Source organism: Streptomyces sp. NPDC090088 (assembly GCF_044747345.1).
Lineage (GTDB): Bacteria > Actinomycetota > Actinomycetes > Streptomycetales > Streptomycetaceae > Streptomyces.
This window is the reverse complement of the sequence record NZ_JBIVDZ010000005.1, coordinates 532,438-546,794: the sequence shown is the minus strand read 5'-3', so window position 1 is coordinate 546,794 and position 14,357 is coordinate 532,438. Positions and strand designations below refer to the sequence as shown.

The following is a 14,357-nucleotide window of genomic DNA, read 5'->3' as shown; positions in this document are numbered from 1 at the left end:
CCATGACGACCACTGTCGACCAGTCCGCGGAGCCCGTGGCTCCGGCGGCCGACCCCACCACCCTCGTATCCCGCCCCGCGCCTTCGACCGCGGTGGAGCAGCCCCGACGCGTGGGCGGAAGCCGCCGGGAGGACACCCTCGCCCTGGGCGGCTCGGCCGCGACGGGCCTCAGCCTCGCCTTCCTCCTCTTCGGCCGGCTGGCACCGCTCTCGGGGCCGCTGGGCTTCGCCGTCGTCGCCTATCTGATCTTCCTGCTGGTCCACTCGGTGCTGGTGTGGATGGACGCCTCGGGCGACGGGGTGCCGCCCTGGCCCGTCGTACGCGACCGGCTGCTGACCGTCGTCCTGACGTCCGCCGCCGTCCTGCTGTTCAGCGCACTGGTGCTGGTCGTCGGCTTCACCGCGCTTCGGGGCTGGCACGCGCTGCCGCACGGCAGCTTCTACACGCAGGACATGCAGGCGGCCGGGCCGCTGGACCCGGTCACCGTCGGCGGGGTCAAGCACGCGGTCGCCGGCACCCTGATCCAGATCGGCATCGCGCTGGCCGTGACCATTCCGCTCGGCATCGCCTGCGCCCTCTACCTCGGCCAGGTACCCGGCAGGCTCTCCCGGTTCGTGCGGACCATCGTCGAGGCGATGACCGCGCTGCCCTCGATCGTGGCCGGTCTGTTCGTCTACGCGAGCTGGATCCTGATGCTGGGTTTCGAGAAGTCGGGCCTGGCCGCGGGGCTGGCGCTGAGCGTGATGATGCTCCCGATCGTCATCCGCGCCGCCGACGTGGTGCTGCGCCTGGTGCCGGGCACCCTGACCGAGGCCGCCGAGGCGCTGGGCGCGCCGCGCTGGCGGACCGTGTGGCACGTGGTGCTGCCGTCCGCCCGCTCCGGCCTCGCCACCGCCGTCATCCTGGGCACCGCGCGCGGCATCGGCGAGACCTCCCCGGTGCTGCTCACGGCCGGGGCGACGGCCGCGCTCAACGTCGACCCCACCCATGGCCCGATGATGTCCCTGCCGCTCGCGGTGTTCACCTTCGTCAGGTCGCCCCAGCCCGCCATGATCACGCGCGCCTTCGGCACCGCGCTGGTGCTCCTGGCACTCGTGCTGCTCCTCTTCACCCTCGCCCGCACGATAGGCGGCCGCGGCCCGGGCCACCTGAGCCCCCGCCAGACCCGCCGCGCGGACCGCCGCTCGCAGCGCGACCTGCAACGCCTCACGGCCGCCGCCGGCACCGAGGGGCCCGACGCCGATGTCCCCACTCCCGACCCCACTCCCGACCCCGCTCCCGACCTCGCTCCCGACTCCGCTCCCGCAGAGGTGGACTGATGCTCCGTCGAATACGTTCCGCGCTGCGGTCCGCCGCCGCCGCGGTCCTGGTACCGGCCGCGGTCCTGGTACCGGCCACGGCGCTGCTGCTCGGCGCCGCCGCGCCCGCGGCCGCCGCGAGCTACACACCCATCAGCGGAGCCGGCTCCAGCTGGGCCTTCAACGCCGTCGACCAGTGGCGCCGGGACGTCAAGCAGTACGGGATGCAGGTCTCGTACAATCCGCAGGGCTCCTCCTACGGCCGCCAGCAGTTCCTGGCCGGCACGACGGACTTCGCGGTCTCGGACATCCCCTTCCAGACCCATCCGACGGACGGCTCCGCTCCCGAGCGGCCGGTGGCGGGATCGTACGCGTACATGCCGATCGTGGCGGGCGGCACCGCGTTCATGTACCACCTGACCATCAACGGACGGCAGGTGACCAACCTGCGGCTCGGCCAGGACACCCTCGCGAAGATCTTCACGGCGAGCGTGCGGTACTGGGACGACCCCGCGATCAAGGCCGACAACCCGGGCCTGCAACTGCCGCACCGGACCGTCGTACCCGTCGTCCGCTCGGACGGCTCCGGTTCCTCGGCGCAGTTCACGCTCTGGCTGTCGAAGCGGCAGAGCGGGCTGTGGAAGGCGTACTGCGCCAGGGTCGGCCGCAGCAACGCCTGCGGGGAGACCTCGTACTACCCGACCGTCACCGGCATGATCGCCCAGTCCGGCGACCTCGGCGTGGCCGGCTACGTCTCCCAGGGCTACGGCGAGGGCTCCATCGGGTACGTCAACTACTCCTACGCCCTCAACGCCCACTACCCGGTCGCCAAGCTGCTGAACAGGGCCGGTTACTACACCGAGCCCACCGCGCCGAACGTCGCGGTGTCGCTGCTGAAGGCGAAGATCAACACGAACAAGAGCTCCGCGGACTACCTCACCCAGAACCTGGACGCCGTCTACACCGACAGCGATCCTCGCTCCTACGTGCTCTCCAGCTACGCCTACATGATCCTGCCGCTGAAGGTGCAGGGCACCTTCACGCAGGCCAAGGGCACGACGCTCGGGGCGTACTCGTACTACTTCATGTGCCAGGGCCAGCAGCAGGCGCCCCAACTGGGCTACTCGCCGCTGCCGATCAACCTGGTACAGGCCGGGTTCGACCAGATCCGCAAGATTCCCGGCGTCGTCCCCAAGAACATCAACATCAAGGGCTGCCACAACCCGACCTTCAGCACGGACGGCAGCAACAAGCTGGCCACCACCGCGCCCATGCCCGCGGCCTGCGACAAGCAGGGCGCGACCCGGCAGTGCGCCACCGGCTCCGGCGGTGCCAAGTCGTCGTCCGCGGGCGGCGGTTCCACAGGGACGACCGGCACGTCCGGCGGCACGGGTACGGGCACGGCGGGCTCCGGCGCCGGGGGAACGGGCGCGGGGAGCACGGGAGGTACCACGGGGGGAACGGGTACCGGCGGCGCAGCGGCCACCACCACGGTCGACCCCGACACCGGTCAGGTCGTCGCCTCCACCGCCACGGGCGGCAGCGGCGGCTCCACCACGCTGCTCGGATCGCCGGTCGCCGTGGCCGCCGACGACGGCTGGAGCGGCAGGCAGACCCTGATGGTCCTGGCCGCCGTCACCCTGCTCGTCGTCGTGCTCGTCCCCGCCGTGACCGCGCACCTGCTCTCCGGCCGGGGCGGCAGAGCCAAGGGAGGAGAGCAGAAGTGAGGACACGTCAGATCGTGCGCTCGCTCGTGGGTGCCGCCGCGGGCGCCCTCGCGGGGGCGCTGCTCGCCCTGACCGTGGCGCCCGCCGCCGCAGCCGGTCCGTCCGCCGCCCCGGCGGCCACCGGCTCCGCCGTGACCGTCTCCGGGCGCGGCGAGTTCGCGGACATGAGGTTCACCGTGAGCCAGACCAAGGGGCTGGCCGACCGCGCCGTCACCGTCTCCTGGACCGGGGGCACGCCCACCACGTTCGCGGGCACCGACTTCAAGACCGACTTCGTCCAGATCATGCAGTGCTGGGGCGACGACGACGGCGCGGTCCCGGCCAACCCCGGCCCCTCGCGCACCCAGTGCGAGTACGGCGCCTCCCCCACCACCGACCGCTCCAACTGGCCCGGCAACGGCTACGACGACACCCGCGCCGTCGTCTACCGCGCCAAGCCCGGCAACTACGGGCAGGACGACACCTACGGCTCCACCATGCCCTACGGCCTGGGCGAGGTGCCGTTCAAGGCTGTCGACGGCACCGTCATCACCAGCGGCACGCAGAACAACAAGCTGTTCAACCACTCCACCACCAACGAGATCGACTTCGCCCGCACCGGGGCGGACGGCACCGGCTCGGAGATCTTCGAGACCCAGACCGTGAGCGAGGCGCCCCAACTGGGCTGCGGCTCCCCCATCACGCACGCCGACGGCACAGTCAGCGGCCGCTCCTGCTGGCTGGTGATCGTCCCGCAGGGCCACCTCGACCTCGACGGCGCGCCCTACGAGGACCAGACCCAGGTCAACGCGGGCTCCCCGGTGTCCTCGACCAACTGGAAGAACCGCGTCGCCGTCCCGCTCGACTTCAACCCGGTCGGCGCCTCCTGCACGATCGGTGCCAAGGAGCAGGACACCACCGGCAGCGAGCTGGTCGCCGAGGCGATGACCAGCTGGCAGGCCAGACTCTGCGGCACCGGCACCGTCTACGGCTTCACCCAGCTCGGCGACTCCGACACCCGGTCCCGGATCACCTCCGGCGCGGACACCCTCGGCTTCGTCAGCCGACCGCTCGGCTCGGACGACGGCACCACCGGGCCACCGGGCACGGTGACGTACGCCCCCGTCGCCCTCTCCGGCGTGGTCGTCGGCTTCAACATCGAACGCCAGCCGGGCTCCACGGCCACCAGCGAGCAGAAGGCCCTGGCCGGAACCAGGTTCACGAGCATGAAGCTGAACCCGCGGCTGATCGCCAAACTGCTCACCGAGTCCTACCGCAACTCCCCCTGGGGCGCGGTCAGGACCGTCTACAAGAACGGCACCGACACCCCCACCGCCGCGACCGGCTACGGCTGGGCCCTGCACAACCCGGCCGGCCTGCTCTCCGACCCCGAGTTCCTGGCGCTCAACCCGGAGTACGCCGACCAGTCCATCGCCGAGAACCCGAGCACCGACACCGACCTGGAGGTCGCGCTCGGCCACACCGACGCGGCCCGGCAACTGTGGAACTACGTGCTCGCGGACAAGGACGCCCGGCGGTTCCTGGCGGGCGTCCCGGACGAGAACGGCATGCAGGTCAACCCGTACTACAGCACCAACGCCGACCTGAACCCCACCGGTTCCGCCTTCGACGCCGCCCGGGACGACTACCCCAAGGCCGACCCGTGGAGCACCATCCCGCCGGGGTCCGCCGAGGCCACCGTCAAGCAGGGCATGACGGACTTCCGTCCCTACGTGGACGACATGCTTCTCGCCGCCGTGCACGCCCGCCGCGGCGACCAGCTGTGGAAGTCCAGCTGGGACGCGAACGCCAACCCGCCGGTGTGGAAGTCCCCCGGCCCGCAGAACGTCGGCCAGCGCTTCCAGCTGGTGGTCACCGACGCCGCCTCGGCAGCACGTTACGGTCTGGGGACCGCCGGTCTGCTCAACTCCGCCGGCCACTACGTCACACCGACCTCGTCCGCGCTGACCGCCGCCGCCCGCTCGGCCACGGGCCGCCCGGCCGTCGTACCGGTCACCGCGTCCCGCCCGGCCGCGTACCCGCTCGCCATGCTGGTCAACGCCGTGGTCCGGCCCGGAGTACTGAAGCCGGCGCAACGGACCAGCTATGCCGCACTGCTGCGCTACGCGGCGCAGGCGGGCCAGCGGACCGGCATCGAGCTCGGTGACCTGCCGCTCGGATACGCGCCGCTGAACGGCACGATGCGCGCCCGCACCCTCGCGGCGGCGAAACAGCTCGCGACCTACAAGGGCGGTGCCGCGGACGGTGGCCCGACCACGTCCGGGACCGGCGGCGGCAACGAGGGCGGAGCGGGTACGACCGCAGGCGGCGCCGGCACGGGGTCCGGCTCCGGAACCGGCGCCGGGGCAGGCACCACGGCGCCGTCCGCGGCCGGTTCCCCCGGCCCGCACGGCAGCACCGCCCCCAACCTGATCAGCACCGCCGCCGGTCTGACCCCGGCCGACCCGGCGGTCCCGCTCCGCCTCGCCCTTCCCATCGGCGCGGGACTCGGCGCGCTCACCGGGCTGATCGCGCCGTTCGCGGCCGGCTGGCGGCCCCGGGGCGTGGCCGCCGTACTGTCCGGGGCACCGTCCTTCGTCCGCCGTACGACTCGCCGACTGGGCGGGAGGTTCCGCAGGTGACCGCGACGACCGACACACGGGCCATACCTCCGGCGGACGCCGGCACGCCCCACCCGGAGGCAGCACCCGACGCAGCCGTCGACCAGGGCCGCACGGACGCCCCGCCCGGCAGGCGCCGCCCGGCGACGCCGTATGTCCTCGGCGGCGCGCTTCTCACGGTGAGCGTGCTGCTGCTCGGCATCTGCGCACAACTGGTCCTGCTCAGCCCGCTGGAGCACCGCGCGTCCCAGTCGGCCGGCTTCGACAAGCTGCGCGGGGAGCTGGCCGCCGGGACCGTGGCCGTGTCGCAGACCGACCAGAAGGGCCGGCTGCTCACCCCCGGAACACCGCTGATGCTCCTGGAGATCCCCGAGCTGCACGTCCGCGAGGTGGTCTTCGAAGGCACCGACTCCGACGTACTGGCCAAAGGCCCCGGCCACCGCCGGGACACCCTGCTGCCCGGCCAGGCCGGCACCGCCGTGATCATGGGCCGGGCCGCGGCCTACGGCGGGCCGTTCGGGAAGCTGGCCGGACTGGCACCCGGCGACACCTTCCGCATCACGACGGGTCAGGGCCGTTTCACCTTCCGGGTCCTGGACCTGCGGCACGCGGGCGACCGCGCCCCGGCCGCGCCCGCCGTGGGCAAGGGCCGCGTCGTCCTGATGACCGCGACCGGCACGCCCTATCTCCCGTCCGGCGTGCTGCGACTCGATGCCGACCTGGTGGGCAAGGCGGCCGACACCCCGGCCCTGAGGATCGCCCCGGATTCCCTCCCGGCGAGTGAACTCCCCCTCCGCGGCGCCCCCGCCGTCTGGTGGGAGCTCCTGCTCTGGCTCCAGGCGCTGGGCGCCACCTCCGCCGCCGCGGTCTGGGCCTGGTTCCGCTGGGGCCGACGCCAAGCCTGGATCGTGTCGGTCGGACCGCTCGGCGCCATCGGCCTGGAGATCGCGCAACAGATCACCCGACTTCTGCCCAACCTGCTCTGACCGCCCAGGACCGAGGTTCTCGAACATGACCGACACCACCGCCACCACAGAAGAGACGGACCGGACGGCCGAGCCGGGAGCGACCGGAGCGGCCGCCGAGACCCAGCCCCTGACCGTCGTCGCCGACGCGGAAACGGCGCACGCGACGGATACCACGGCCACAGGCGCCGGACCGGCCGCACTGGAGGCCCGTCAGGTGTCCGCCTGGTTCGGCAGCCACAAGGTGCTCGACCGGGTCTCGCTGACCATGCCGGCCGGCCGGGTCACGGCCCTGATCGGCCCCTCCGGGTGCGGCAAGTCCACCTTCCTGCGCACCCTCAACCGCATGCACGAGATGGTGAACGGCTCGGCGTTCGCGGGCGAGGTGCTGCTGGACGGCACCGACATCTACGGCCCGGGGCGCAGGCTCACCACGGCCCGCAGGGACATCGGCATGGTGTTCCAGAAACCCAACCCCTTCCCGGCGATGTCCATCTACGACAACGTGCTGTCGGGACTCAGGCTGACGGGCGTCAAGGCCGACCGTTCCACCAAGGACGCACTGGTCGAGGAGTGCCTGACCCGCGCGGGCCTGTGGAAGGAGGTCCGGGACCGTCTGCGCCGGCCGGGCGGCGCGCTCTCGGGCGGCCAGCAGCAGCGTCTCTGCATCGCCCGCGCGCTGGCGGTCCGTCCGCGCGTGCTGCTGATGGACGAGCCCTGCTCAGCCCTGGACCCGACGTCCACGCGGCGCGTGGAGGAGACGATCCACAGCCTCTCCCAGGAGGTCACCGTCGTCATCGTGACCCACAACATGCAGCAGGCCGCACGTGTCTCCGACCGGTGTGCGTTCTTCCTGGCAGAACAGGGCGTCCCCGGCGGCATCGTCGAACACGGGCCGACCACCGCAATGTTCCACGCCCCCCAGGACCAGCGCACCGCCGACTACGTCAACGGACGCTTCGGCTAGAGGTCTTCGACGGTGTGGCACACGTCCGGGGCGGACAGGCAAGCCGGCTCGCTGCCACTGACCTGCGTGGAGCCGGTACCGATGACCGCGAGGTGGCCCAGGGGCGAGCGCACGTCGCGTTCGGACGGTCGGCAGACCCTGGGCTCGGCCGGGTGACGGACGATTCCGGCCTTCGACGCGAAGGGCCGACCGTGACACGGAAGTACCGGCAGTATCCGCAGGTTCCCGGCAGGAGCAGTCAGCGAGATCCTCTCGCCGGTGATCACTTCCAACAGGTTCTGCTGCCAGACGCTCCATAGGTGATCGAGTTCAGCCAGAGCGGGCCGACAGGAGGACATCCCGTCTCAGGTCGGCCTCCGGTGCGCAAGCATCGGGGGCCTCATCTGTAGTTGACATGACTGCCGGTCAACTGTCATCGGTACCGGCGATCAGCCGATGTGAGTGGCGATGTTCTGCGCACACACCGGAGGCTCCGTATGCGTCGTGCAAACATCCAGGTCATGGGCGCTAGACGACTTCTCGTACCCGAGGGAAGTGACAGGCCGCCCCGTCCCCGTGGAGCACCGGCACCTCCTGGTCGCACCGTTTCCGCTCCTCCTCCCCCAACTGCGCGTGCAGCGGGCAGCGCGCCCGGAACCGGCAGCCGTCGTAGCGTCGCGTCGCGCTGGGCGGATCCCCGGCGAGCAGGATGCGCGAGCGCTGCCGCTCGCGTTCGCGTACCGGATCGGGCAGGGGTACGGCGGAGAGGAGTGCCTGGGTGTAAGGATGCCGGGGGCGCTCGAACACCTCGTCGACGGGGCCGGCCTCGACCGTACGCCCGAGGTAGACCACACTCACGCGGTCGGCGATGTTCCGTACGACGGACAGGTCGTGGGAGACGAAGAGATAGGCAAGGCCCAGCTCCGCCTTGAGGCGTTGCAGCAGCTTGAGGACTCCGGCCTGGACGGAGACGTCGAGTGCCGACACCGGTTCGTCGAGGACGAGCAGTTCGGGTTCGACGGACAGCGCGCGGGCGATGCCGATGCGCTGGCGCTGGCCGCCGGAGAACTCGTGCGGGTAGCGTTCCGCGTGGGCCGGGTCCAGGCCGACCTGGGCGAGGAGTTCGGGCACGCGACGGCCGATCGTCGCCCGGTCGGCGCCCTGGGTGCGCAGCGGCTCGGCCACGATGTCCCCCACGGGCATGCGCGGGTCGAGGGAGGCCATCGGGTCCTGGAAGACGATCTGGACGCGGCGGCGCAGGGGCTTCACCTCCGCCTTGCCGAGCCTCGCGAGGTCCCTGCCGAACAGCTCGACCGATCCGCCTTCCGGCCGGGCCAGTTCGAGCAGTTCGAAGAGGGTCGTCGACTTCCCGGACCCCGATTCGCCGACGAGGGCGAGCGTCTCGCCGCGGCGGATGTCGAGGTCCACGCCGTCGACGGCGTACACGGAGCCGATACGGCGCTTGAAGACGGTCCCCTTGAGGAGCGGGAAGGTCCTGGTGAGTCCGCGCACCTTCAACACCGTTTCACCGGTGGATGGTTGAGGGGTGCGCGGGGTGTCCATCCGAGGCACTGCTGCCAACAGCCGCTTCGTGTACGGCTCCTGGGGCCGCTCGAAGACGTCGACGGCCGTACCCGCTTCGACGACCCGCCCCTCGTGCATCACGGCCACCCGGTCGGCCATCCCGGCGATGACACCGAGGTCGTGGCTGACCAGGAGCACCGCCGCTCCGGTCTCGCGCTGCGCGGTGCGCAGGACGTCGAGTACCTGTGCCTGGATGGTGACGTCGAGGGCGGTGGTCGGTTCGTCGGCGAGGATGATGTCGGGGTCGTTGGCCATCGCCATGGCGATCATCGCGCGCTGGCGCATGCCGCCGGAGAACTCGTGCGGGAACGCCCGTGCGCGCAGGGCGGGTTCGGGGATCCCGACGAGGTCGAGCAGTTCGACCGATCGTTTCAGGGCCTGTTCGCGGGAGACGTCCTGGTGGGCGCGCACCGCCTCGGCGATCTGGTCGCCGATCCGGTAGACGGGCGTGAACGCGGACAGCGGGTCCTGGAACACCATGGAGATCCGGCTGCCGCGGATCCGCGTGAGCCGGCGCTCCGGGGCGCCGACGAGTTCCTGCCCATCGAGCCGTACGGATCCGCGTACCACCGCATTGCCCGGGAGCAGACCCAGCACGGCGAGCGCGGTCGCGGACTTGCCGGAACCCGACTCGCCGACAAGACCGAGGACTTCACCGCGTTCGAGAGTGAGGCCGACCCCCCGCACGGCGGGTCGCCCGTCGAAGTCGACGTCAAGATCGGTCACTTGCAGTATCGGGCTCACCGGGAGGTCCCTTTCGAGGTGGGGTCGAGCGCGTCCCGCAGCCCGTCGCCCACCAGGTTCACGGCCAGGACGAAGACGACCAGCAGCCCGGCCGCGAAGAAGAACATCCAGGGGTATGTCACCGCCGCGCCTGTCCCGTCGGCGATCAGCGTGCCGAGCGACACGTCGGGCGGCTGTACGCCGAAGCCGAAGTACGACAGCGCGGTCTCGCTCATGACGGCGCCGCCGACCTGGATGGTCGCGTCGATGATGAGGAAGGAGGCGACGTTGGGCAGCACGTGCCGCCAGATGATCCGGAACGGTCCGACGCCCATGTACCGTGCGGCGCGCACGAATTCGCGCTCTTTGAGGGAGAGCGTCATGGACCGCACGACTCTGGCGGTGATCATCCAGGCGAAGAGCCCGAGCAGCCCGACCAGGGCGAACCAGCCGCTGGGGTTCAGCCTGGGCGAGACGATCGCGATGATCAGGAAGGAGGGCAAGACCAGCAGCAGGTCCACGAAGAACATCAGCAGCCGGTCGGTCCAGCCGCCGAAGTACCCGGCGCAGGCGCCGACGAGGGAGGCGAGCCCGGTGGCCAGCACGGCGACGAGCAGTCCGATGACGAGGGACTTCTGCAGTCCTCGGACGGTCTGCGCGAACACGTCCTGACCGATGCGGTTGGTCCCCCACCAGTGGTCGGCGCTGGGAGCGGCCCGCAGCGCGGTGTAGTCGATGTGGCTGTAGGACCACTGGGTCGCGTACGGCCCGACGAAGGCCAGCAGGAACAGCAGCACCAGGGCGACGGCTCCGGCGAGGGCGGTGCGGTTGCGCAGGAAACGGCGCAGGACGACGGTGGCGCGGCCGGCGGGCGGGGCCGCAACGGGTGCCTCATCGGCGATGGCGGTCGTGGTCATGACGCCTGCCTGATGCGCGGGTCGAGCGCGGCGTGCAGGACGTCGGCGAGGAAACCGGAGAGCAGCACGGTGACAGCGGCGAACAGGTTCACAGCGACAACCGAGTTCACGTCGTTCTTGCCGATCGACGCGACGAACCACTCCCCCATACCGTGCCAGCCGAAGATCGTCTCCGTGAAGATGGCGCCGGTGAAGAGCGTGAGGAAGCCGTACGAGAAGTAGGTCGACATGGGGATGAGGGCCGTACGCAGTCCGTGTTTGAGGAAGACCGTCCGCCGGGCGAGGCCCTTGGCCCGCGCGGTGCGCAGATAGTCGGAGCCGAGGACGTCGAGCATCGTGTTGCGCTGGTAGCGGCTGTAGCTCGCGACGGCGAAGAGGGCGACGGAGAGGGTGGGCAGGAGCAGGTGCACACTCCGGTCCCTGAGGACGGCCCAGAAGCCGCCGGTCAGGCCCGGGCTCTTCTCCCCCGTGAACTGGATCAGATCCGTGCCGGTGCTCCGGTTGAACCAGATCGCGCCTGTCTTGAGGAGAATCGCCAGCAGGAACACGGGAGTTGAGAGCAGTGCGAAGGAGGCGAGGGTGACGGCCCGGTCGCTGAACCGGTACTGCCGTACGGCCGTCCAGGCCCCGACGAGCACACCCGCGACGGTCCCGAACACGGTCCCGGCGAGCAGCAGCCGCAGGCTGACGCCGAGGCGGCGGCCGAACTCGGCGTTGACGGCGGTGCCGTCGATGGTCTCGCCGAGGTCGCCGCGTACGGCGTGTCCGAGCCAGCGCAGGAAGCGGTTCAGGAGCGGGGTGCGGTCGTTGACGCCGATCTGGTCGAGATGGTGGTTCACCGAGGCCGCGGGGATGGGCGGCTGCCGGCCGGCGTAGTACTCGCGGGGGTGGAGCGCGAGCGAGGCCAGCAGGTAGGAGAGGCAGACGGCGGCCAGGAGCAACAGGGCGTAGTAGCCGAGTCGTTTGGCCAGGTAGGCAGGCACAGAGGAAATGGTCCAGGCCTCTTGTTGCCACATCATGAAGAGAACATGTCAGATGTCCAGGGGGTCTCCCCCGAGGGTCGTAGGCCGCTCTACGTTCGGTGCGTCCCACCGATGACCACCGGCCTCACGAAGGACACCGACATGCGACAGACCTCCGCCGCAGCATGGATCGCCGCCACCGCGGCCACCGCGTTGCTGGTGACCGGCTGCGGCTCCTCCGACGACGGCAAACCCGCCGCACAGAAGAGCGCGGCCCCGGCCGGCAGCCAGGAGATCAACGCACGTCCGCTGAGCGACGTCCAGCAGGGCGGCACCCTCAAGCTGGCGATCTCGCAGTGGATCGCGGACTACAACCGCTACACGGCCAACGGCAACCAAGGTGATGCGGCGGACATCAACGAGCTGGTGGAGCCCAGGCTGTTCTGGGCGGACGCCCAAGGCGAGTCCCACCCCGACAGGGACTTCCTGCTCTCCGCCTCGGTGACCTCGACCAGCCCGCAAACGGTGGTCTACAAGCTGAACCCGAAGGCCAAGTGGTCCGACGGAAAGTCCATCGGCTGGCGGGACTTCGAAGCTCTCTGGAAGGCGGACAACGGCACGGACAAGGCGTACGAGGCCGCCGACACCTCCGGCTACGAACAGATCGGCAAGGTCGAACAGGGCGCCGACGCGCACCAGGTCAAGGTCACCTTCTCCACGCCCTACGCCGACTGGAAGCATCTGTTCAACCCGCTGCTGCCGGCCGCCGGGATCGACACCCCGGACAAGTTCAACAGCGGCTGGACACAGAAGATCCCGATCACCTCGAACGCCTTCAAGATCTCCTCGTACGACAAGACCGCCCAGACCATCACTGCGGTGCCGGACCCCAACTGGTGGGGAACGAAACCCAAGCTGGACTCGATCGTCTTCCGTGCCCTGGACTACTCCGCCTGGACGGACGCCTACCTCAACAAGGAGATCGACTACGCGAGCGCGCTCCTGCCGGAGGACTACAAGCGGCTGTACAAGGCGGCGGGCACCGACATCCGCGTCGGCGCCCGGTGGGACGAAGTGCACATCGAGTTCAACGGCGCGCACGGCCCACTCAAGGACGTCCGCGTCCGCCAGGCTCTCCAGCACGCCATCGACCGCAAGTCCATCGCCACCGCCTTCGGCAAGGACCTCCCCGTCCAGCTGAAGCCGTACGGCAGTCACTTCTTCATGCCCAACCAGTCCGGCTACCAGGACAACTCCGGCACGTACGGCACGTACGACCTGAAGAAGGCGGGTGAACTGCTGGACTCGGCGGGCTGGAAGCTCCAGGGCGGCAAGCGGGTCAAGGACGGCAGACAGCTCACCCTCGGCTACACGCTCAGCGCGGGCTCCACCTCCGCACAGGTGGACCAGTCGGAACTGGTGCAGGCGCAGTTGGCACAGGCCGGGATCAAGCTGAACATCGTGAAGGTGCCGTCGAACGACTACTTCTCCAAGTACGTCACGATCGGCAACTTCGATCTGACGAGCTTCCGTTGGGTAGACCAGACCTTCCGTTCCCAGGCGTACCCGATCTATCGCCGGCCGTCCGGCAAGAACCTCTACCAGAACTACGGATCGGTCGGCTCCCCGGAGATCGACGCCCTGTTGAAGAAGGCCACCGAGACCACGGACACCACCGAGGCGAACAAGCTCTACAACGAAGCCGACACCAAGATCTGGGCATTGGGCCACTCCATCCCGGTCTACCAGCGCCCCCAGGTCCTCGCGGTCCGCTCGAACCTCGCCAACTACGGCGCGAGCGGCCTGGCGGACGTCGACTACACGAAGGTCGGCTGGCTGAAGCGGTGACTCGCCGGAGGGCGCGTCGACCGGCTCCGTGCCGGTGGGGCGGAGACCTCGGACAGGTCTCCGCCGTACCGGTTCAGGAGGCTCGTCGTTGTAGAAGGCGAACGACGGGCGGACGGTGGCCTCCAGCCCGTACCGGCGCAGGACCGGCCGCGCGTAGCGGTGGCCCGAACGCACCGCGATGCTCTCCTCGTTGAGCGCGGCGCCCATCTCCGCCGGGCACGCCGCGCATACCTCCGGTGGCGTGCTCGACCAGCGTGTGCTCGTAGGCGGCGATGTTGCCGGTGCCGGCCTCGAAGCGGCCCGTAGGCGGCTGGTAGCTGGACCTCTCGAAGGTGACGTCGGTGATCAGGTTGCCGCCGCCCTCCCACGGAGGCATGTGCTCAAGGGCCTCCCGTTTGGCGTAGAACACCCCGATCCCGGTCGGTCCGAACAGCTTGTGCCCGGAGAAGACCAGGAAGTCCGTGTCCAGCGCCCTGACGTCGATCGGCGGGTGCGGTACCGACTGCGCGGCATCGACCAGAACGCGGGCCCCGGCCCGGTCCCGATCTCGACGACCTGCTCGACCGGCACGCCGGTGCCAGCGCGTTGGACATCTGGGTGACCACGACGAGCTTGCTCCGCTCCGACAGGAGCGCGGTGTACTTGTCGAGCAGGAGCTGCCCGTCGTCGACCGGGATCACCTTGATCACCGCACCGTTCTGCCACGTCGGCATCTGCCCGGGCACGATGTTGGCGTGGCCCTCCAGACGGGAGAGCACGATCTCGTCGCCCGCGCGGATGTTCGCGG

At 70.3% G+C, this 14,357-nt stretch carries 9 protein-coding genes and 3 pseudogenes; 6 read left to right on the top strand and 6 right to left on the bottom strand.

What is annotated here, in order from left to right; genetic code table 11:
- Positions 1-2 precede the first annotated feature (2 nt).
- From pstA to ACIPSJ_RS26230, 5 genes are read left to right on the top strand one after another with little or no spacing between them, the layout of a single operon-like run.
- Positions 3-1,319, top strand: a complete 1,317-nt coding sequence (gene pstA / locus ACIPSJ_RS26250; protein ID WP_401349512.1) for a phosphate ABC transporter permease PstA — start codon at positions 3-5, stop codon at positions 1,317-1,319.
- The gene (locus tag ACIPSJ_RS26245) at positions 1,319-3,025 is read left to right on the top strand and encodes a substrate-binding domain-containing protein (RefSeq protein WP_401349509.1); all 1,707 of its coding nucleotides are present in this window, start codon (positions 1,319-1,321) and stop codon (positions 3,023-3,025) included. The genes pstA and ACIPSJ_RS26245 overlap by 1 nt, the downstream gene beginning before the upstream one ends.
- Positions 3,022-5,646: a hypothetical protein gene (locus ACIPSJ_RS26240; RefSeq protein ID WP_401349507.1), complete on the top strand. Its 2,625-nt coding sequence runs from the start codon at positions 3,022-3,024 to the stop codon at positions 5,644-5,646. Before ACIPSJ_RS26245 ends, ACIPSJ_RS26240 begins: the two co-directional genes overlap by 4 nt.
- On the top strand, positions 5,643-6,611 hold the full coding sequence (locus ACIPSJ_RS26235; protein WP_401349504.1) for a sortase domain-bontaining protein: 969 nt from the start codon (positions 5,643-5,645) through the stop codon (positions 6,609-6,611). Before ACIPSJ_RS26240 ends, ACIPSJ_RS26235 begins: the two co-directional genes overlap by 4 nt.
- A 25-nt stretch (positions 6,612-6,636) precedes the next feature.
- Positions 6,637-7,557, top strand: a complete 921-nt coding sequence (locus tag ACIPSJ_RS26230; protein WP_401349501.1) for a phosphate ABC transporter ATP-binding protein — start codon at positions 6,637-6,639, stop codon at positions 7,555-7,557.
- 507 nt (positions 7,558-8,064) lie between these two features.
- Here the strand turns inward: ACIPSJ_RS26230 and ACIPSJ_RS26225 are convergent.
- Genes ACIPSJ_RS26225 through ACIPSJ_RS26215 form a run of 3 tightly spaced genes read right to left on the bottom strand, consistent with a single transcriptional unit; the run spans position 8,065 to position 11,743 of the window.
- Complete coding sequence (locus ACIPSJ_RS26225) at positions 8,065-9,855, bottom strand: dipeptide ABC transporter ATP-binding protein (protein ID WP_401350113.1); 1,791 nt, start codon at positions 9,853-9,855, stop codon at positions 8,065-8,067.
- A 5-nt stretch (positions 9,856-9,860) separates the two neighbouring features.
- Positions 9,861-10,760 carry an ABC transporter permease gene (locus tag ACIPSJ_RS26220; RefSeq protein WP_401349499.1) on the bottom strand — a complete coding sequence of 300 codons (900 nt, stop codon included), beginning with the start codon at positions 10,758-10,760 and terminating at the stop codon, positions 9,861-9,863.
- Positions 10,757-11,743, bottom strand: coding sequence for an ABC transporter permease (locus tag ACIPSJ_RS26215; RefSeq protein ID WP_359221575.1), 987 nt, complete (start codon positions 11,741-11,743; stop codon positions 10,757-10,759). The genes ACIPSJ_RS26220 and ACIPSJ_RS26215 overlap by 4 nt, the downstream gene beginning before the upstream one ends.
- A gap of 141 nt (positions 11,744-11,884) precedes the next feature.
- Here ACIPSJ_RS26215 and ACIPSJ_RS26210 point away from each other — a divergent pair, with 141 nt between their 5' ends.
- Positions 11,885-13,570, top strand: a complete 1,686-nt coding sequence (locus tag ACIPSJ_RS26210) for an ABC transporter family substrate-binding protein (RefSeq protein ID WP_359221574.1) — start codon at positions 11,885-11,887, stop codon at positions 13,568-13,570.
- A 141-nt stretch (positions 13,571-13,711) separates the two neighbouring features.
- On the opposite strand, the pseudogene ACIPSJ_RS26205 reads toward ACIPSJ_RS26210, so the two are convergent.
- The 3 pseudogenes from ACIPSJ_RS26205 to ACIPSJ_RS26195 all read right to left on the bottom strand — a co-directional run.
- Positions 13,712-13,777, bottom strand: a pseudogene (locus ACIPSJ_RS26205) (hypothetical protein); the annotation flags it as partial.
- A gap of 118 nt (positions 13,778-13,895) precedes the next feature.
- A pseudogene (locus ACIPSJ_RS26200) lies at positions 13,896-14,054 on the bottom strand (aminotransferase class V-fold PLP-dependent enzyme); the annotation flags it as partial.
- 154 nt (positions 14,055-14,208) lie between these two features.
- Positions 14,209-14,328 (bottom strand): annotated as a pseudogene (locus ACIPSJ_RS26195) (hypothetical protein); the annotation flags it as partial.
- Positions 14,329-14,357: the final 29 nt, after the last annotated feature.